The sequence below is a fragment of the Bacillus sp. HNG genome (genome assembly GCF_003400205.1).
Lineage (GTDB): Bacteria > Bacillota > Bacilli > Bacillales > Bacillaceae_L > Ferdinandcohnia.
On sequence record NZ_QUQV01000001.1, the window covers coordinates 1 to 19,523 of the forward strand.

The 19,523-nt window shown below is 32.9% G+C and carries 19 protein-coding genes and 2 pseudogenes; 19 read left to right on the forward strand and 2 right to left on the reverse strand.

The genetic code is table 11. The features are described 5' to 3' along the window. Positions 1-1,307 precede the first annotated feature (1,307 nt). Both DZB84_RS00010 and DZB84_RS00015 read left to right on the forward strand, forming a co-directional pair. A complete protein-coding gene (locus DZB84_RS00010) occupies positions 1,308-1,820 on the forward strand; it encodes an NUDIX hydrolase (protein ID WP_116350205.1) in 513 nt (170 codons plus the stop codon). A gap of 290 nt (positions 1,821-2,110) precedes the next feature. Beyond that, positions 2,111-2,407: pseudogene (locus DZB84_RS00015) on the forward strand (DUF2750 domain-containing protein); the annotation flags it as partial. Between the two features lie 153 nt (positions 2,408-2,560). Here DZB84_RS00015 and DZB84_RS00020 read toward each other — a convergent pair. Continuing rightward, positions 2,561-3,715 carry a hypothetical protein gene (locus DZB84_RS00020; RefSeq protein ID WP_116350206.1) on the reverse strand — a complete coding sequence of 385 codons (1,155 nt, stop codon included), beginning with the start codon at positions 3,713-3,715 and terminating at the stop codon, positions 2,561-2,563. A gap of 704 nt (positions 3,716-4,419) precedes the next feature. Between DZB84_RS00020 and DZB84_RS00030 the strand changes: the two genes are divergently transcribed. The 17 genes and pseudogenes from DZB84_RS00030 (at position 4,420) to DZB84_RS00110 (ending at position 18,394) form a co-directional block, all read left to right on the forward strand. After that, complete coding sequence (locus DZB84_RS00030) at positions 4,420-5,073, forward strand: hypothetical protein (RefSeq protein ID WP_116350208.1); 654 nt, start codon at positions 4,420-4,422, stop codon at positions 5,071-5,073. A 219-nt stretch (positions 5,074-5,292) separates the two neighbouring features. Beyond that, positions 5,293-5,757: a hypothetical protein gene (locus DZB84_RS00035; protein ID WP_116350209.1), complete on the forward strand. Its 465-nt coding sequence runs from the start codon at positions 5,293-5,295 to the stop codon at positions 5,755-5,757. Between the two features lie 381 nt (positions 5,758-6,138). Further along, positions 6,139-6,699 carry a sigma-70 family RNA polymerase sigma factor gene (locus DZB84_RS00040; protein ID WP_116350210.1) on the forward strand — a complete coding sequence of 187 codons (561 nt, stop codon included), beginning with the start codon at positions 6,139-6,141 and terminating at the stop codon, positions 6,697-6,699. Continuing rightward, entirely contained in the window at positions 6,689-8,158 is a 1,470-nt protein-coding gene (locus DZB84_RS00045; RefSeq protein ID WP_116350211.1) for a hypothetical protein, read from the forward strand. Before DZB84_RS00040 ends, DZB84_RS00045 begins: the two co-directional genes overlap by 11 nt. A 569-nt stretch (positions 8,159-8,727) precedes the next feature. Next, positions 8,728-9,234 (forward strand): GyrI-like domain-containing protein, encoded by a 507-nt coding sequence (locus tag DZB84_RS00050; protein ID WP_116350212.1) that lies wholly within the window; start codon positions 8,728-8,730, stop codon positions 9,232-9,234. Between the two features lie 54 nt (positions 9,235-9,288). Continuing rightward, positions 9,289-9,816 carry an AAA family ATPase gene (locus DZB84_RS00055; RefSeq protein ID WP_116350213.1) on the forward strand — a complete coding sequence of 176 codons (528 nt, stop codon included), beginning with the start codon at positions 9,289-9,291 and terminating at the stop codon, positions 9,814-9,816. A gap of 333 nt (positions 9,817-10,149) precedes the next feature. Then, positions 10,150-11,112 carry a catechol 2,3-dioxygenase gene (locus tag DZB84_RS00060; protein ID WP_116350214.1) on the forward strand — a complete coding sequence of 321 codons (963 nt, stop codon included), beginning with the start codon at positions 10,150-10,152 and terminating at the stop codon, positions 11,110-11,112. Positions 11,113-11,261: 149 nt separating this feature from the next. After that, positions 11,262-11,465 (forward strand): 2-hydroxymuconate tautomerase, encoded by a 204-nt coding sequence (locus DZB84_RS00065; protein WP_116350215.1) that lies wholly within the window; start codon positions 11,262-11,264, stop codon positions 11,463-11,465. A 225-nt stretch (positions 11,466-11,690) separates the two neighbouring features. Continuing rightward, positions 11,691-12,347: an HAD family hydrolase gene (locus tag DZB84_RS00070; protein ID WP_116350216.1), complete on the forward strand. Its 657-nt coding sequence runs from the start codon at positions 11,691-11,693 to the stop codon at positions 12,345-12,347. Between the two features lie 129 nt (positions 12,348-12,476). Continuing rightward, positions 12,477-13,290 (forward strand): annotated as a pseudogene (locus DZB84_RS00075) (lipid II flippase Amj family protein). An 86-nt stretch (positions 13,291-13,376) separates the two neighbouring features. Next, the gene (locus DZB84_RS00080) at positions 13,377-13,871 is read left to right on the forward strand and encodes a phosphoribosylanthranilate isomerase (protein ID WP_116350217.1); all 495 of its coding nucleotides are present in this window, start codon (positions 13,377-13,379) and stop codon (positions 13,869-13,871) included. Between the two features lie 112 nt (positions 13,872-13,983). After that, on the forward strand, positions 13,984-14,142 hold the full coding sequence (locus DZB84_RS00085; RefSeq protein WP_116350218.1) for a hypothetical protein: 159 nt from the start codon (positions 13,984-13,986) through the stop codon (positions 14,140-14,142). 541 nt (positions 14,143-14,683) lie between these two features. Further along, the gene (locus tag DZB84_RS00090) at positions 14,684-15,253 is read left to right on the forward strand and encodes a hypothetical protein (protein WP_116350219.1); all 570 of its coding nucleotides are present in this window, start codon (positions 14,684-14,686) and stop codon (positions 15,251-15,253) included. A gap of 28 nt (positions 15,254-15,281) precedes the next feature. Continuing rightward, positions 15,282-15,878, forward strand: a complete 597-nt coding sequence (locus DZB84_RS00095; protein WP_116350220.1) for a class I SAM-dependent methyltransferase — start codon at positions 15,282-15,284, stop codon at positions 15,876-15,878. Between the two features lie 182 nt (positions 15,879-16,060). Then, positions 16,061-16,702, forward strand: coding sequence for an alpha/beta family hydrolase (locus DZB84_RS00100; protein WP_116350221.1), 642 nt, complete (start codon positions 16,061-16,063; stop codon positions 16,700-16,702). Positions 16,703-16,818: 116 nt separating this feature from the next. Continuing rightward, positions 16,819-17,766, forward strand: coding sequence for a phosphotransferase enzyme family protein (locus DZB84_RS00105; RefSeq protein ID WP_116350222.1), 948 nt, complete (start codon positions 16,819-16,821; stop codon positions 17,764-17,766). 127 nt (positions 17,767-17,893) lie between these two features. Next, complete coding sequence (locus tag DZB84_RS00110; RefSeq protein ID WP_223254350.1) at positions 17,894-18,394, forward strand: GNAT family N-acetyltransferase; 501 nt, start codon at positions 17,894-17,896, stop codon at positions 18,392-18,394. An 89-nt stretch (positions 18,395-18,483) separates the two neighbouring features. Here the strand turns inward: DZB84_RS00110 and DZB84_RS00115 are convergent, their stop codons facing one another. Beyond that, a complete protein-coding gene (locus DZB84_RS00115; protein ID WP_116350223.1) occupies positions 18,484-19,107 on the reverse strand; it encodes a LysE family translocator in 624 nt (207 codons plus the stop codon). Positions 19,108-19,523: the final 416 nt, after the last annotated feature.

Here is a 19,523-nt window from a genome sequence, read left to right on the forward strand (position 1 = left end):
AAATTAAGTAATACATGAAAAACCTTCCAATATGGATGAGGAGGGTTATTTGGCATGCGCATTTTTAGTATATCATTAACTGTTTAATAATTTTACAGAAAAATATTGACATCCTATTAGCTGGTTTAGTTTAACAAGCTAAAGATAATAATTATAACATTATGTTTCGTAATTGGGCGTGATTGCTGCTTGGATAGAAAAGAAACCCAGTCTAGCTTTTCATGTGAAGCTATATACAAATGAAAACAACAAACCATAGAACTATAATAAGTCAAGGTTTCTAGGGTTTGCTTTTATATTTGCAATTTAATAAACAATTTCATTAACGATATTATTCAACAACGTTTGTCTTCTCAATTATGTAACTTTTCTTATATCTAGGAATTAATCACAAGAACATCTCATTTTTAACAACCAATCTTCCTTCTGTATTTACATAAAAACTTGGATCATCTAAAGAATTAGATTCGGTTAAATCTACTGAAACAAGTGAGTTAGTTTGATACTTAGAATCTCCTTGATAAACTGGGCTTATCATCAAGAGCAGAAACGACACTCAAAAATCCATCATATTTGATATATGAATTGTCATTAGCTTTTGAGTGTTCTTGACGATTATATTCCTCTATATCAGTTAAGACAATCCCTTGTTTAGAAAATTCATTAATAAGATATTCAAATGCATATTCATTTTCATCTTTCACATAATCTAAATATCTTTCACAGTATAAACATTTGGAGTGACTTTTGCCGTACCATTTGCTTGTACTTCAGTCCCTCCCTCTAAAGGTTTCTCGCCAAAAAGCCAACAATTAAACCGGCTAAAATCAGTAGTGCAAAGGATAATAATAAATTTTCTTGCATACGAGTGCCTCTTTCACTCTTTATTTTAATTCTTAATTTTTATATCGGTAACATACAAAAAATAAATTAAGAACTGTATTTTTATGGTAAAATTTCCATAGTAATGGGGGAGATGAGATTTCGTAAACAATTGGGTATTGTATACATCTTACTTTTAATCATGTCTTATTTAATTTTACAATCTCTCATTGGGAAAGACATTAGGCAATTGTGGGTCTTGATAATTGCTATTGTGTATTTGGTTTTGGCACTCGCTTGTTGGTACCATACAAGCGGTTTTTGGATGAAGGCATCAGCGACTACCTTGATTATCTCTACCTGTTGATTTTCTGAATTTTATCATTTTATTTATTATTGGTGTGCTAGGGAATGGATTTTCAGGAACTACTATCAACTAGTATAGTTTATATCCTTGATTGTAACTGATAAGGGGAGGAATATTTATGTTCCACAAAGTAATAGGGAATGAGTACTACATACAAACCCAAAAGAAAGTAAATTATAGAGAAGCAGTTCGGGCTGTCATTATTTCACAAGATAAAATATTACTAATCCAGAACAGTAAAGGAGATTATAAGTTTCCCGGTGGGGGAGTAGAAAAGAATGAAAGTCAAATAGATGCATTGGTTAGAGAAATTGCTGAAGAAACGGGATATGTAGATTGTGAAGTTGGAGAGAAAATTGGGATGGTGGTTGAATGTCATGTAGATGAATTTGATTCGAATGCTATTTTTCATATGACCTCTCACTATTTCGAATGTAGTATTAGAACGCCGAAAATGGTAGATCAGGTATTAGATGATTATGAGCTAGATTTGGAATTTAATCCTGTTTGGATCACGCTTGATGCAGCGATTGAAGAAAACGATAAATTAATAGCTGAGTTACAACAGAATGGTTGGATTAGACGTGAAAATCACGTGTTAAAAACTTTGAAAAAGAACGCAATCCTATGAAGAATGACAAAGGGAATTATCAATGGAACAATTTTTGGGAGTGTTTTCTCGTTTTGTATTCCCAGTGTGTTTATGCTAGTTGCTAGATTTTGGAAGGTGTAATCATTGTTGTTTTTTGTAGTTCTTATTGCATTAATTATTTTGATTGTTATAAAAAGGAAGATCAAAAAGGTAGTCATAATATTATCAGCAATATTGATCCTACTTCTAACAGGTGGGGTAATGTTTTCATAGATGGTGTACAAAACTTTGCCCCATAATTGCCTTGGTAAGTTACGTTTAAAAAAGCTTGGTCAGTAAAAGATGAAAAAGGATTTCCTAGTTCAACAAATCTGAATGGACAAACAACAATTCTTTTTTGGTCTGTGAAGTCAAGAGCAGAGAAAATAATTAAAACTGTCCCAGCATATAGCAAATTTCAATCACATGAAATCTCATTAGAAGATTTTATAAATAGGTGGTTAACTGGTCTTGAAAAGGATGGTTTAAATGTTAGTATTAATTGGAGTGGAAAAAGAGCAACTGGATATGACTTAAAGCCAAATGAAGTCCTTAAACGGATTAAATATGAAAGAGATAATGAGTGAAGTTGTTCAACTAAAGAAGCTGGTTAGTTGAATAAGAAATAATACACTTTTGTGTTCAAATTAAAAAAAATGCCAGAGAAGAAATAGTATAAAGTCAAGGACAAACTATCCGTAATAAAACAAAACGACAGGAAGCCCTGCCGCCGTTGAGATTTAGAAGTATTTCAACATTTCTTTTATACTCGCTTCGTCAACTTTTAAAAACGAATCCAATTCGTCAACCTTATCTCCGTCCAAGTGTTCCGACACACCGAACGGTTGCCCCATCCTGTTGACCACAACGTTGATATCGTTCAACAATTGCTTCATGTATTCAACTGCTTGATGATATCGTTTACTTACGGGCTTCCAATTTTTAACCGCTTCACTTGGGGGGTGTTTATCCGTTTTTGTCGGGTCAATTTTTATGTGTTTCACCCGCTTGTCGTGTTCTATTTGTATAACCGCCGCAAGCATTCGCAGCTTGTGGAAATCTTTTTCAAGGTCAACACCTTCAACCCGAATATGGTCGCCCACTACCGCAAGGATTCCGTATGCCTTCCTATAATAATCGTATTCAGTCGGATATCCCACTTGCATTAGTTTTTCGTCAGGTTCACCGTTCCACTGTTTTAACGTATTCGGGATATATTCTTTCACATTCAACGGGAAGTCTGGCTTAGTCAAATCCCCCTTTGTCGATACGTCCATCCATTCCTTTGGACGGGATAATTCTCCAATAATGTCACGGAATGCGTCCAATTTCGCCCACGATTTAAAATATCCTTCGGTGTCTCCGTTTGCCCGTGCTTCGGTTATACCTTCAATAGTTTCGTCAATCAATCCATTTAATGCTACATTTCCCGACATTGATTTCACGGATGTTAAAATTGGAATGTCCCGTTCAACTGATTGGTCAAGTAGGTCTTGTGGATAGAAACTTTTTTCAAACGTTGAGTAATGAAGTAGTTCACTAGATGGAAGATTGAAACGAATTTTCTTTTGCAATGCTTCGTCTTCCTGTTTATATATCAAAACCGCCGCCGTGACCGTTGGGTTGTTCTTCATAGATTCAAAACTTGTTTCTTCGTTCTTCTCGACTGTTTCAAGGTATTTCGTTACTTTGTTGGACATTTCTTGCGTCAAGGGTGTATTCTTCGGATAATCTTCGATCATTTCATTGATTTCTTCCTGCGTTGGTACACTCACTTTCACTTCCGTCTGTGTTTCCGCTTTTGCTTCCGATGGTGCGTCAACGTGCGTGAATCCAACGACTAAACTTCCTCCAACAACAACCGCACCCAATACTAATAATGCTTTCGATTGCATTTTCTATACATTCCCCTTCTTTCATAATTTTTCCTTTTTTTAGTGTAACATAATTATTTTGCAACTTGGTAAATTTGTCATTCTTTTTCAGATTTTCATAGAAAATAATCATGTTTCTGATCGTGAAGCGTAGGTTTCTTTTTGTACTAACGGGGCAGGATAGTTGAAGAAAAATATGAAAAGTAATATATTTCCAAATCGCGGAAATTATGCTATAATGGTGTAAAATTACACTTTTTAAGGTGGTTTGTATCGGTAAACATATTATTTTTTCTTATTTGTTCTTTGTTATTAGTCTGATAGCATTCTTAATATATTACAAACACGTTTACTACATAGATATAAGGTTAAATCTACTTATAATAGTTATAACTCCTATTATGGGTGTTATTTTTGGCTCATTAGGTAAAAGCGGATACCCTAAGTTGATTGCTATAAGTTTTAATATTGTCTTTATTTTATTCTTTGTACCATTACCTCTAATAAATTTATTCATTTGGACTTTTGGTAAATAAACTTTATATACAAGGTAGCGTTTGTCAAATAAGAAAACTATCGCTTTTTTACAAACAGTGCAGTTTTGTTAAATTAGCGTTATATTTTGGGGTGAACGAATGATGAAGTGGAATGTTCAGTTGTTTTTTTGTGTTATCAGTTTAATAAGTGCTTATGGTAATAATCGATTAATTTAAGGAGATGATTTTATGAAAGAAGAGAATACAAAAAAAGGTAAAGTTATCATCATTTCATTATTGATTTTATTTACTATTAGCCTACTAATTGGGTGCGGGAATGATGAAGATACTCAACAAATGCAAGGTTCGGTAGATGTAGTCGAAATTGATACAGATGAAAAGCAGAATAGTAACTCAGAATACAAAGATGAAATTGAATCACTAGAATTTCAAATCGAATATCTAAATGAACAGAATCAATATTTGGTATCCGTCATTAAACAATTAACAGAAGATTTCTCGGATGAGAAAATGCTAAATTTTTCTCGAAATCAGGTTATATATGAGTTGCAAATCAATGGTGAATCTATTCCGAAAAACGGACAAGTAACTATTCCTACTGGGAATATAGAAATTTTATTAGTACAAAAAGGTTTGGGATATGAATTTTTACCTCCTGGATGGGTAGAAAAAGGAATGATTAGTGGGAATTATATCGAACATATTTTAAACTTTGATACTTCGAATTGGACACCAACTGGAATGGATGGCACAGTTAATACCGCACAAGGTTATTTAAAAACCGATGCAAAAGCTGGTGAACATTTTTCCTTTAATATTACTGATGAGTTAAAATCACGTTTAAAAATCGATACCAATTTAATACAGATTGAAGTTAATTAAGTTAAATCTCATTTAATTAATGTGGTAGTGTATTTAGAAAATAATTGATAATAAAGATTGTGAAAAGATGTACATAAGCTAAAGGGTGCTTTCCTTAAAGAAGGAGAAGTGCCCTTTTTTGTAGAAGTATCTGTACTAACGGCAGATTTGTTTAAAATAGGAAGTTAAATATAAATTGGAGAATATAGAGTTAAGAAATATAGTAAGGGAGGGGATAAGTTGAGTAGTATAAAACGAGCATATATGGTGATCCTATTAATTTTACTATTTTTGTTGTTAGGATGTTCTAAAGAAATTTCCCTTGAGGATGAAATCGTAAAAATTCTTGAAAACAGTGAAGGTAAAGATTATGAAAGAATTATCGACTATGACATAAAAGGAGATTTTATTGTTGTCATATATAAGAGTAATGAAAATGAGCAATTAAATATCGGATTTATTAAGTTCCACTATGGTAAATTAGATTGGGAAATAGGTATTGGAGGTCCAGAATTAAGCGGTGGTGATACTTTTATTTCTGACCCAATTTATGTAAATGTGATTGTCCCAAAGGAAACTGGCATAAATCACGTAAAAGTCTTTGGGGAATATGCAAAACAAGTAAAATACTCTAATGAGATTAATTATTGGATTTCATATACAAATAAATCACCAAACAGCTTAGACGTTGAATACATAAAATAGCTTACAATCTTATTAAACTACCATGAAAATAAACTTCTCGTATTGCAAAAAAAGACAATACCAAAGAAGACCCTTCTAATTCGTTAAAAAACAGAGAGCAAATTCATCGATCTATGGATTGGTTGACAGGATGAAGAACAAATATAGACACCTTAGTATATTTTGATTCTCTGAGGTGAAGCTCTGATTTTTGCGCTTCATGGATGGCTAACGATTGATTTCCCGTTTACTAACCAAACCCATACTTCAGTGTTGAAGTATGGGTTTCTTCTTTATACTAAAGTATAGGCCTTAAGCTATTTCTAAAGAAATTTATATATTAGTAGAACCTAAACATGATTAGTTTCGTCTAATACTTAAAACCTAAAAGGAAGCGAATACATGATTGAAGTGGAAAGGAAACCTGATACATCAATTGAATATCTTGACAATGAAGAGAAAATTACGCGGTTAATGGATCAATATGGCCAAGAAGTTATTATGCTGGCTTATACATATGTGAAAGATAAGCAATTGGCAGAGGATATTGCCCAAGAAGTCTTTATTAAGTGTTATGAAAAATTGGATTCGTTTAGGCATGAGTCTTCGTACAAAACCTGGATTTACCGCATAACGATTAATAAGTGTAAAGACGTTTTTAAGAGTTGGCACTATAGACATCTAATTTTTACTGACCTTATTAAAGGAAAAAAAGATATTGCTGCCCAATCGGCAGAATTTGAAAATGTAAAAAGAGAAGAGAACTTATGGGTGGCAGAAATGGTTATGAGCTTACCATTAAAGTTAAGAGAAGTTATTATTCTATATTACTTTGAGGAACTAAAAATTGAAGAAATTGCAGAGATGTTAGAAATCAAATTAAATACAGTAAAAACAAGATTGCATCGAGCGAGGTATGTATTAGAGAAAAAATTAAAGAGAGGCGATCTTAATGGAAGATAAACTGAAGGATTTAAAAAGTATTTTAAGAGATTCTCTAACAGATGAACAAAATATTCACTTTACTGAAAAACATAAACATAAGGTTTTAAAATCTATTAAATCAAATTCTTTACAAACCAATTTTTCTAGGTCGTTTAATAAAAGAATTCATCTAATACTTAGTGCAGCAATTACTTTTGTTTTACTAGTGGGTACATATCACATAGCAGGAATTAATGATATTTTTTCTGAAAATGAAGCAAAGCAAATTAATAGGGAGCATGAAACAAATAACGTTACTTCAAGCCCAGAAAAGGATATTCAACAGAACGAGGTTATTGTACCTCCTTCTCAGGAAGAAAATTACAAAGACATGACCAAAGACGAGGTGTACAAGAAACTATTATCATCAGGTAAATTTGATACTGTAAAAGGTGAATATGATATTCAAACCGTAATCCATGATGGTACAAAAATGAGTTCAAATGTTAAATATTCAATGGGGTTAAGTCCACTAAAGGGTGGCTACAGCGTTGAAGCTTATAATCAAGGTGATAGTGTGGCCAACACTATAACGTACTATAAAGAAGATACTCTGTGGACATTAGATAGTGTTTCAAAAACCTATTCGGAGAGAAGATATAGAAACAGCGTACCTCCGATAGCACAAAGTTCACTGTTCCCACGTGAAATCACATTAAATTACTTAAAAAGTTTAGATAACTGGGAGATTGAAATACAGAACGAAAAGATCCTTACTCACAATACAATTGTTATAAAAGGCAATTTAAACGAGTATGCAGCTGAGAAACACAGTGCAGAAACCTTTCGTTTCTGGATTGATAAAGATTCTGGAGTCCTCCTAAAATATGAAACATATAATGGTAAAGGCGAGGTTGTTGACTATTTATATCCAAAAGAACTTCAAATAAATGTGCCAATTGACACAAAAATGTTCATTCCAAATTTAGAAGGATATAAAAAATTTGATCGGGAATCAGCTCAGGAAAGACAAAAACAAAACGACAAACAACAAACAGAACTGAACTTACATAAACCCATATTCTCAAATGAAAAAGGTTACTTCTATGTCCATGGAATAACTTTGGGAGACTCAATGGATAAGGTAATAGAACGCCTAGGAGAAAAATATTCATTAGATGAAGAGGATGGTAGTGGGGCAGACGTAATCTTAGATTATAATGGGCTTGCAAGATTTTATTTCAAAGATAAAAAGTTAGACTGGATATTGTTAATGAAAGTAGATAAAAAATACTTTAACAACGTATTTGGTGATTATGAAGGCTCTAAATTTACATCAGATGATAGTGACCGCTATTTTTACTCTATGGAGACTAATCAAATATTAAAAGCCACTACGAACGTTCCTAATCAGGATTTATATTTGTACCTATCATATCCTGGTCCAGAGATCCAAGAAAATCCAGATTTTCTAAAGATGAAGCAAAGCTTAGAATAATTCTAAGCCATACTTAGATAAAGTAGAAGGAATGAGAAAAGCCCCCTTAAAATTAAAGGGGGCTTACTTGCTTATGTTATTTAATAAAGCCTTCATAAGGGGTAGGGAGGTAGGGATAGCCAATTGAAATCATTTGTCTGGAGTCATCATTGCTAACTATCTTAAGGATCTTAATTTGGACCAACGTTATAAAATCAGCACTTCATTTAACCCGTAAATCTCACATTACTATAATTCAATAATGCTAGAATGCTGAATGCCCTTATAATATACTCTATGATTATGTGCATAAGTTCCCTGGCTAGCTCTCATTCGAGTTGCTTACATCCTTTACGTTTATATTAAGGCTGTAATGATGTAATAAATTTTGTGAATAATGGCCATAAGTTAAATGGTAGCAATACCTAAACAAGCAATTATAATGGTCGCTTTTTCTTTTTTAAATTCCTACATAATATTTTGAATGTTATGTTAGTATGATAGTGACTGATTTTGTACTAACAGAGCAGATAGGAAATAAGATACTAGTTTATTAGTAGAAACATAGAAATTGTAAAGGAGATGAAGAAATGAACAATATTTTTCAGGAATTAGTGGAAAAGCATAAGCCAAAAATTGTAGATAAAAGGGAATTTAGAGTTGTTGGAATATCGTGTAATACAACCATGATGGATAAGGACATTAAAGTACCTAATATCGTTGAGGAATTCCATTCTTCTAGAATCGGTGAGATCAAAAACAGAATGGATGAAACAATCTCTTATGGTATTTTTGTTGACCCACCAAATTTTAACCCTGAAAAAGATGAGTTTACTTGGATTGTTGGTGTAGAAGTAACAACTGATGAAGATATCCCAAAAGAGATGACGTCTATAACCATTTCCGCCCATCAATATGCTGTACTAGAATTTAATCCAAAGACTGATGATATTAATCCCTATCAGTTTCTTTATCAATGGTTTACGAGCGAGGGATATGAAGAAGCGGATCTCATTGGCTTTGAAGTTTATAATCCATATAAAGGTGTAGACTCGAATTATGTCCTGCATTTACCTGTTAAAAAAGATATGAAATAAACAGATGTGACATCATTTTGCTAGCTGAGTAAGTTTCTTTGAAAGGGGAACAAAATGATCATAATGATAAACGGAGCCTTTGGTGTTGGGAAAACTACAATTGCAAATGAACTTCAGAAAGAAATAAAAAATAGTATGGTATATGACCCAGAAGAAATTGGGTTTATGTTACGAAATGTGGTTCCAGAAGAAATAAAGAGATTCGAGGCTGCGACAGGCGATTTTCAAGATTTGTATTTATGGAGAGAATTAACTGTTGAGGTGGCAAAACGTATAAACTCAAAATATAAGATGAATCTTTTGGTACCAATGACGATTCGAAAACCTGATTATTTTCATTACATTTTTAATGGGTTCAAAAGTATTGATGAGCAAACGTATCACTTTTGTTTAACAGCAAGTAAAGAAACTATTTTTGATCGGTTAAGGCACCGTGGTGAGGAAGAAGGAAATTGGTGTTTTCAACAAACGGAGAAATGTTTGGAAGCCTACAATGAAAATGACTTTGGAGAGTACATAGACACTGAAAAGGGTTGCATTAACGTCATCATTGAAAGTATAAAAGAAAAGCTAAACCTTTGATGAAAAAATAATAGTATTGAAATATATGAACAGCGGGATACTACCCGTTTTTTTTTGTGTAAACTTTTATAGAATATAAAATTACAAACTATCATAATAATTGATAATTGAATATATTCTTAATATTGTGTAAGATAATTCTATAATAAGTAATTGTAAACGGTTTAAATATCTATCTTGTATTCATATAAGGGGGGCTTTTTTGGTAATAGAATAGAAGGTAAGGAAGTCACAGAGTACGCCCGTTTAATTTCAAGTGTGTATGATGAGCTACATGATGAACAGATATATGTATTTTTTAATAAAATATTTTTATAACCAGGAGGTTTTATTATGTCAAATTTTGATGTAGCCCAATTAGCTCATGTAGAACTGTATTCTCCAAAGCCTGAAGAGACACTTAAGTTTTTTACAGATTATCTTGGCTTGCAGATTAGTGCAAGAGAAGGGCAGTCTGTTTATTTAAGGGCCTATGAAGATTTCTATCATCATACGTTGAAAATTACAGAAGCAAAGGAAGCGGGTATGGCACATACTGCCTGGAGGGCTAGCTCTGAAGCTGCATTGTATCAAAGAGTTCAATCCCTTGAAAAAAGTGGATATGGGAAGGGCTGGATTGAAGGAGACCTTGGACATGGGGCTGCATATCAATTCCAAACACCTGATGGGCATAATATGGAAATTCTTTGGAATGTTGAGTATTACCGAGCTCCAGAAGATCAAAAGACAATGCTGAAGAGTCGCCCACAAAAGAGACCGAATATCGGAATTCCAGCAAGGCGTTTAGATCATATTAATTTAATGTGTGGAAATGTCACACAAAATAAACAGTTCATGGCAGACGAATTAGGTTTTAAGCTTCGTGAAAATATTATCATGAATGATGGGGCTGAGATGGGTGCATGGATGAGTGTTAGCCCACTAGTACATGAAATAGCGCTTATGGGGGACCAAAGTGGTGAAAAAGGAAGATTCCATCATGTTGCTTATTGGTATGGATATCCTCAACATTTAATGGACCTAGCAGATTTACTCGTTGAAAACGGTATAGAAATCGAAGCTGGTCCTGGAAAACACGGGATAAGTCAGGCATACTTTATGTATGTTTTTGAGCCGGGTGGAAACCGTGTCGAGTTATTTGGAGATTCCGGTTACTTAATATTGGATCCAGATTGGAAAACAATTACCTGGAAAGAGGAAGAATTGGATAAGGGGATCATTTGGTATGGTTCACCACTCCCTCAAGAATATTTCATATATGGGACACCTGATCGATCATCAGTTAAAGTGAAATAAAGGAAAACGAATCGTAAAAAGACAAATTTTCATTTGGAGATCATAAACCCATACAATTTCAAATAATTAATATGTATGACGTTAGTTGTTATGGTTACTTATAACCTCGCAAACTATTAAGTTATATATTGAAGAAAGGAGTTTCAATCATGCCATTCGTTCAGATAAATATTCTTGAAGGGCGTTCGCCAGAGAAAAAAGAACGATTAATTCGAGAAGTGTCTATATTAGTATCAGAAGTATTAGAGTCTCCAATTGAAAATGTCCGTATTATGATCAATGAAATGCCTCCAGAACATTGGGGGATTGCCGGAGAATCCGTGAAAAAGCGAACACAAAAGAGTAATGAGTGATTGGGAATACTACATGTATTACTATTAAATGAAGTTAGCTATTGAATCAAGTAGCGCAATCTATGTTATACATAAATAAAAACAGTAACTTCAAATGACTTAGATTCTGCAAAGATCATCAATGATGGTCTTTCTTTTTTTTTTTTTTTTTTTGGAAAAACTTGGAATATTATGATAATATAAAAGTGAGAAAGGTTGTGAATTTATTTGAGAGGTTATAAGGCAATGCTATTTGATTTAGATGATACCTTACTTAATAGGGATAAGGCAGTAGAAAAAATGTTTCTAATGATTTTAGAAAAGTGTTATGGGGCTACGAAACAGCCAACAAAAAACGACATGTTACAATCATTCGAAGAATATGATAAAAGAAGCTATGGCGATAGTGATAAAACAAAAGTGTTGGAATCTTTTTTTGATGCATACCCTCCAAAAGTTAGATTGCCTCGCAGATACATTCAAGATTTTTGGAATGAAAATTTTCCGCAATGTTTCTCTATAGACCAAAATACTATACATATCGTAAATACTCTAAAGATGTATGTTAAGGTTGGAATTGTAACAAACGGCTCAACACAGAGACAAAAAGCAAAAATAATGAACACTCATTTAAATCGTTGTTTCGATACAATCATTATTTCTGAAGAAGTTGGATTTAGTAAACCTGACGAACGCATATTTGAATTAGCATTACATAAGCTTAACGTGCGACCGGAAGAAGCATTATTCGTAGGAGATGATATAGTAAAGGATATTAGTGGTTGTCAAAATGCAAATATGAAGGGCATATGGTTCAATCCTCATAAGTACAAGAATGAAACCGATATTAAACCATATGCTGAGATCCATTCTTTTGATAGATTAATAAGTTATTTGACATAAAAGACAAAATCAAGCTTTTACACTTTACAATTTTTAAAATAACGAAAGGCCCGAATCATACAAAAGAGAGATTTTTATATTTATAGTAAAATTAGGATACCAGTTTAATTTTAAAAAGAAGGTAACAAGATGGAGTTCATAACTGAAAAATTATTATTTATAGCATTGTTTATTTTTATTATCCATTCGATTGAAACACTAGCTTATGCTGTTAGGTTATCAGGTGCAAGGGTTAAGCTGATTGCCTCAGCTTTATCACTCTTTAACATAATGGTGATCGTTTCGAGATTGGCAAACATGATGCAACAACCTTTCACCGGGAGTTTAATTGATAATGCTCCAAAAGAGAACGCTTTGCATTTTGTTGAAGCCCAATTTCGAATACTCATTAGTGCATCAACAGCTGGAACAGTATTTGGAATCATTCTCCTTCCAACTTTTATTGCTTTATTTTCTAGAGCAATCATCCATTTATCAGAAGAAAGAGGTTCTGTACCTTCTTTAATAAAAAGGATTTTCTCTACAGTACATAAAGCGTGGCATTACACATTTTAGTCTACCAAAGTTTACTTACTTGCAGGATACAAGAATAAAAGATATGCCCATTAGATTATTTTTTATAAATATGATAATTACAGCTATCTATACCATCGGTGTTTTATCTGCATTATATGCAGCTTTATTGGCTCCAGAAAGAGCTTCTACCGCCATTATGGCATCAGGTTTAATAAATGGGATTGCAACAATCCTTTTGGTTATCTTTATAGACCCTAAATTATCTGTAATAGCAGACGATGTTGTTAATCAACGTGGGAGTTACAATAAATTAAAGACGATGTCGTTAATGATGGTAACTTCAAGGTTTCTTGGTACAATACTTGCTCAATTTTTGTTCATTTGGGGAGCAAGATATATAGCTTGGTTTACAAAATTCATCGTGTAGATGTTTCGCGATTTTATGCGGTATTTTACGAAAAATGCTGGTTTGTGGATGATAAAAGGGAGTAATCAAAGGAAAGTGGGGGACAAATGGGTACTAACAAGTTTAATGAGTTTATTGAAATTGCAAAAAGACTAAACGATATTGAAATTATTCCATTGCTCATGGGGTCAGTTGGTTTAGAAATCGTTACAGGAAAAAGTTGGAATGCCCAAGACTTAGATATTCATGTACCTGGTGATAGAAGAGGCTGGGAGGTACCACCTGAACTATCTATATTTAACTGGGATAAAATTATGAATATCATGAATGCCATGGGATATACCCTAATTGATTTGCATGAGCATGAGTTTTCTAAGGAAGGTTTATCCGTTGAATTTGGTATTATTGACACATTAACTGATTTTGCAGGAGTACCATTAGAGGAATTAGAATTACATCAAAAAGGAGAGGTAAAGTATTATTTGCTAAATCCTAAGCAATATCTTTCCGTTTACGAGTCTTCATCGAACGACAGTTACCGAGCTGATAGAAATAATAACAAAGATCGTAAAAAAATTGACTTTCTAAAAAGTATGGTTTAATACGCTGACCATTTTCCTGCATGAGCGGGTTCGCGTTTTTCATTTGACAACTTTTGTTGAAGGTAGTGAGCTATCATTGCAGTAACGTTTAACAGAAAGGGGAGAAAAAGATATGTGGTGGGTTATCATTTTGATTTTAGGAATTTTGGTGCTTGCTTTATTTATGGATTGGAGACGAAAGAAAAACAATTATAATTCAAATACACCAAACGTACAGAACAGTACAACTTCAAATTATAAGATGGAAGACACTAGATATAAACATAAATGAAGATTACTGTTTATACTCTCACAGAGTTCTTATTAAATAAAACCAAAGGTTGAAACGAGAAGATAGGTGATATTATTGGGCAGGTACTTACTATTACCTTTTACCATATTATTAGTTAGGTGTACTGTTTGGAATAACCAAATAACTGATTTACTCCCTAAAAATAAGTCAGGATAATGTTATTGAACAAGAAAATGTAAATGAAAATTTATAACATCATCACGCCTTCAATTCCTTTGGGCATCTAATTAGAATATACCGTGAGAATGTCGATTTCAGTTCAATTAAGCTAGTAGACATTCAACATAAGAATTATGTAATATATTCTGTCAAATGAGAAAGGTTGTCTTATATATCTTTTGAATTATGAAAACCATGAATTAAAAGATCTATCCACTTTTAAATATGATTTCAAGGATGAATGATAGTTACGGAAAAGTAATTCAGAATATTTAAAAAAATACTGAAATCATGATATTTTGATATTTGCAGGATAAAACTTTCGGTGTATTATAGTTTTCATTTACGAGGAGGGAATTGAATGAACAAAACAAATTTACTCTTTGTTTTGTTTCTTTTTTTTGTAGCAGGCTGCATGAAATCAGAGAATATCCAGAAAGTAAATAACGCTAGTATAATAAATGATGATAAATTATTACATCTGGAAAAACGGATAAATGAACTTGAAAAAATGCAGATGGAGTTTCAGAGTTTAAGTAGTTCAGATTCAACTTATAATAATGACGTATATGGACAATTTGAAATCCGGTTACTTCAATTGGAACATATAATAAATCATATTCCTGAATTGGAAGTAAAACTAGGATACATCGAAGAGACCCAAAGTCACCAGTCTAAAAACACCTTACGTGTTCAATTAATAGAAATGTTGGATGATAATAATTCCTCCAATAATTTTCGAATCGAAAAGAAAGGATATATAGATATTACGCTAAGTAATGAAGTTCTCAATTACACATTAGATGGTTTAAATTCAGAAAAAGTATTGGTAGAAGAATTACAGACCAAAATAAACGAGTATCATCGTTTATTTACTTTCCATATTGTAGATGAAAAGGCCATTTTAATTACAGAAAAATACTTACCTTGATTGAAATAATATTATAGGAGTTTAAAAAATGGAAAATAACGTTTTTGAGGATTTGGCAAATCGATATGACACAAAAGAAAGAATTGAACTCGCTAAAGTGATTGTTGAGGTAGTAAGACCAAATTTACAAAATGAGAAATCAAAATCGTTAATAGACTATGGAAGTGGAACGGGTCTAATCAGTTTAGAAATATCAGACCTAGTCGATTCCATTTTGTTGGTAGATTCGTCAAAACAAATGCTGGAGGTTGCGAAAGCTAAAATCTCTCAAAAAGGAATCACCAACGCCAACGTACTTTATTCAGATTTTACTCAGGAAACTCCTGAACTTAAGGCTGACATCATTTTACTATCACTTGTCCTTCTTCATATTCCGGACACAGACAAAATTTTACAAGAACTGTTCCGTATTCTGAATGATGGCGGCAAACTAATTATTATTGATTTTGATAAGAACAATCAAATAAATCATCCAAAAGTACATAACGGGTTTTTACACAATGAGTTGGAAAAAAGATTATCAGAGGGCGGATTTAAATCAATTGAAATAAAGACATTCTATCAAGGAACTCGTATTTTTATGAATCAAGATGCATCCATGTTTATATGCACCTGTAATAAATGATTCTTATTTTTTATTTTTTACACACATTAGAAAACATTCATAACAAGGGAACTGAGTTTTGGTATCGAAGCTTTTAATGAAGAGAATGAAAAGCTATGATATCTATAAGCAGTCATTTTTGAAGAAGGAATTTTTGCTTATAGTGAAGAATACACAAGTAGAAAACCATAGGGAGTGAGAAAATGGAGACGAATAAGGAAGTTCTTGGTTCGAAAAATATCCCATTTAGATTGATTGAACAAAAACAAGAAGTAAATAATTTGGTTATTGTCTTACCAGGGGCTGGTTACACAACGCAGGCTCCATTGTTACACTTTACCACAGGGTTATTCTATACGAAAGGCTTTGATGTTTTACATATTAATTATTCTTACAATCGGCAAGAATTATCTGATCTCAGGATTGAAGATTTCAAAAGAAATGTACAACTTGCAATTGACAATGCAATAAAAAATAAAAATTATAGTAATTATTATATTGTGGCTAAATCAATAGGAACAAAAGCTTTAAGTGATCTTTTAAATAATACAAGGTTCAAAGATGCAAAAGTTGTATGGTTGACTCCCATATTACAAAATGATGAGGTTTTTAAGACTATGGCCAATTGTGATAATAAGGGACTTTGTATTATAGGAGATAAAGATCATTGTTTCATTGAGGAACGTTTTGAAAGATTGAAAAATAATCATAATCTTACATTAAAAGTACTAGATGGTGGAAATCATGGCTTAGAGCTGGATAAAGAACCAATTAAATCTATTGAATTATTAAAATGTGTAATTTCTGATATGAATGAGTTTTTAAAAATGAATGGGCATCCTTAAAAAGGATGTCTTTATTTCTATTGTACTAATGGTTAGTTGATCCGAGTAAAAGTATTGGCGCTATTTTTGCAGAAGTTATTTAGCAAGAGGATGTTGAAAATGTGGAGAGAGGGAGAATGATTTTGGTACAAGAAATACTTGAACTACTTAACAAATTTTATCCTGTAAATTTAATAAAAGTTGAATCGGTAACAAACGAGATGTTTCGGTGTACTTCTGATGACGGTTATTATTTTGCGAGAATTACAAACTATAAAAGTTTTGATGAACAGTTAGAAGAAGTGAATTATACAAATTTCCTACATAAAGAGGGATTGGGCGTATCTCCAACAATCTCGTCTTTAAATGGTAACGTTGTAGAAAAGATAATTCTTGGTAACAAAGAAATGTTAACAGTTCTTTATAAACCAGTTCCTGGTGTACATCTCCCAAGAAATCAATGGAATGCAAACGTATTAAAAGAATTGGGTCGACAAATAGGTAAATTACATCGTTTATCGAAGAAGTATGAAAGGCTACATACAGTTAGATATATTAATGATTGGCATGATAACGAGGAATACGCCTTTCTCAAATATATTCCTAAAGAAGAAGTGGCGATAAGAGATCTTGCAAAAGATGTTTTGTTAACCATAAAAAATATCCCGAAAAATGATACGAATTATGGATTGTTACATGGCGATTTATGGTTAGAAAATATATTGGTTGATAATGGTTTCAATTTAGGAATGGTTGATTTTCAAGATTGTGAGAAACATTTTTATATATTTGATTTAGCAGTTCCCATTTATAGTGCGTTAGAGTATTCGTTTGTTGGTAGAGGTAGCATTGTTGAGTATGGACGTCAAATCACAAAAGCAATCATAGAAGGATACTTAGAGGAAAATGACATATCCTCGGAAATGCTAGAGAGACTACCCCTATTTATTAAACTAAAGGAGATATTTGAATACAGTTTAATGCATATGTACTGGAATAAAGAGAAGCTAACTGAAGAACAGATAAGGATAATGAACCATTATAGAATGAGGCTTGAACAAAATCATTCTATTCCAATCATGTAGCCCAAATAGTTCAGGTCATTAGATAATAGAGTAAAAGGTATTAGAAACGATTATTTAGTGATTATTAAAATGCCAATTGAACAACGCGAAGTATAATTTTATAAGAAAAATAGATGGAGGGAAAAAGGTGGTAAGGGTTGTAAAAATAGATAGAGATGGACACTTACTGGTAGCCATTGATGGTCTATATAGAGAAGTGTGGAATCAATCTATAATCGAACGATTGAAAAAACATATAAATTACGACGGATTTAGGGGATATCTAATGAAGTCAGATGATGAGGGAATTATAGGATTTTCTTATGGTTATATATCACGATCAGGTCAATATTATCACGATATACTCGCAAATGAACTTGGGCCAATTGCGTATGAGAAATGGCTTGAAGATTGTTTTGAGTTTGTTGAATTAGCTGTGCATCCTACCCATAGAAACCAGGGTTACGGTACAATTCTCATTCATGAATTACTAAAGGAAGTAACGAATAAGACCACTGTTCTAACGACTCAAGTAAATAATCGTTCTGCCCGTAGTTTGTATCAAAGATTGGGATGGGTGGTTGTTAAGGAACCGTTTATACCAAGTAAAAATGATTCTCCATATGTGATTATGGGTAAGGCTTTGTGATAAAAAGGAATAATGTGGTTAAACAAATATTCTCGTTAAGAAAACCCCGTCCTAATAGTAGAACAAGGTTTTCTTCGCTTAATGAAGGGTCATTTTTGGCTAAAGGCCATTTTTAATCCGATAAGGGTGAAGAGAGACCCTTGAATATAGTTAATCTTTTTAGAGAAGGCTGGATTTTTACGTAAGAAATAACCTACTTTGCCAGCAAATATACTAATTAAAGAAAAAATGACTAACGTTTGCGCTAAAAAGAGGATTCCATAAATAAGCATTTGAATGGAAACATGCCCATTCTCATAATTAATGAACTGTGGGAAGAATGCAAGGAAAAACAATGAAACTTTTGGGTTTAATAGATTCATAATAACCCCTTTTTTGTACAAAGATTTATAGTCTAAGGTGTCCTCATTGTGAAGGTTAAAACTCGATGCTTTTTCTCTGAAAGACTTAAATGCTAAGAATAATAAGTATGCTGCTCCTGCGTATTTTACGAAGGTGAATGCAAAAGCCGATTTGTAAATAACAGCTGAAATTCCTATGGTTGCAGCTGTAATATGTACCAATAATCCTGTGCAAAGCCCAAGTGTTGTAAAAATCCCTGCATTTTTTCCTTTAGCTATACTTTGTGCCAATGTGAATAAGTTATCTGGTCCTGGCATAATCGTAAGAACGATGGCTGCACCCAAAAACGATATAACAGAAAGGTAATCCACGTTTATCCCTCCAATAGATTATGGTTCATTTTACCACAACCTTATGAACTCGTATAATAAGAGTTCTTATTTGGGGTATTTGGATAATATTGTGCGAAGGAAGTTAGAAATTATTGAGCTTCCTGTGATTTCTGCGGATGGTACGAGACTCCTGCGGGAATGCGAGCCAAGCGAGACCCCGCAGTGAAGCGAGGAGGCTTGCGGATCGCCCGCGGAAAGCGAGTACCAGGAGCGGAAATCACCCTATGTTTTAAAAGCAAAAATCTATTAGAAATGAGCCATTTTTAAAGTTAACTTATTAACCTAAAGATATACATGTATATTTTTTAAATTCACAGAAATATAGGATATGGAAAAAACAGCTTAACCGCCGGGATAAAAGATGATCCCGAAGAATTTATAAATCAAATCAATTG

Bases quoted from the DNA above. Each gene is read 5' to 3' on its own strand.
- DZB84_RS00010 (WP_116350205.1), top strand. From the start codon at position 1,308: ATGTTCCACAAAGTAATAGGGAATGAGTACTACATACAAACCCAAAAG.
- DZB84_RS00020 (WP_116350206.1), bottom strand. From the start codon at position 3,715: ATGCAATCGAAAGCATTATTAGTATTGGGTGCGGTTGTTGTTGGAGGA.
- DZB84_RS00030 (WP_116350208.1), top strand. From the start codon at position 4,420: ATGAAAGAAGAGAATACAAAAAAAGGTAAAGTTATCATCATTTCATTA.
- DZB84_RS00040 (WP_116350210.1), top strand. From the start codon at position 6,139: ATGATTGAAGTGGAAAGGAAACCTGATACATCAATTGAATATCTTGAC.
- DZB84_RS00045 (WP_116350211.1), top strand. From the start codon at position 6,689: ATGGAAGATAAACTGAAGGATTTAAAAAGTATTTTAAGAGATTCTCTA.
- DZB84_RS00050 (WP_116350212.1), top strand. From the start codon at position 8,728: ATGAACAATATTTTTCAGGAATTAGTGGAAAAGCATAAGCCAAAAATT.
- DZB84_RS00055 (WP_116350213.1), top strand. From the start codon at position 9,289: ATGATCATAATGATAAACGGAGCCTTTGGTGTTGGGAAAACTACAATT.
- DZB84_RS00060 (WP_116350214.1), top strand. From the start codon at position 10,150: ATGTCAAATTTTGATGTAGCCCAATTAGCTCATGTAGAACTGTATTCT.
- DZB84_RS00065 (WP_116350215.1), top strand. From the start codon at position 11,262: ATGCCATTCGTTCAGATAAATATTCTTGAAGGGCGTTCGCCAGAGAAA.
- DZB84_RS00070 (WP_116350216.1), top strand. From the start codon at position 11,691: ATGCTATTTGATTTAGATGATACCTTACTTAATAGGGATAAGGCAGTA.
- DZB84_RS00080 (WP_116350217.1), top strand. From the start codon at position 13,377: ATGGGTACTAACAAGTTTAATGAGTTTATTGAAATTGCAAAAAGACTA.
- DZB84_RS00085 (WP_116350218.1), top strand. From the start codon at position 13,984: ATGTGGTGGGTTATCATTTTGATTTTAGGAATTTTGGTGCTTGCTTTA.
- DZB84_RS00090 (WP_116350219.1), top strand. From the start codon at position 14,684: ATGAACAAAACAAATTTACTCTTTGTTTTGTTTCTTTTTTTTGTAGCA.
- DZB84_RS00095 (WP_116350220.1), top strand. From the start codon at position 15,282: ATGGAAAATAACGTTTTTGAGGATTTGGCAAATCGATATGACACAAAA.
- DZB84_RS00100 (WP_116350221.1), top strand. From the start codon at position 16,061: ATGGAGACGAATAAGGAAGTTCTTGGTTCGAAAAATATCCCATTTAGA.
- DZB84_RS00105 (WP_116350222.1), top strand. From the start codon at position 16,819: ATGATTTTGGTACAAGAAATACTTGAACTACTTAACAAATTTTATCCT.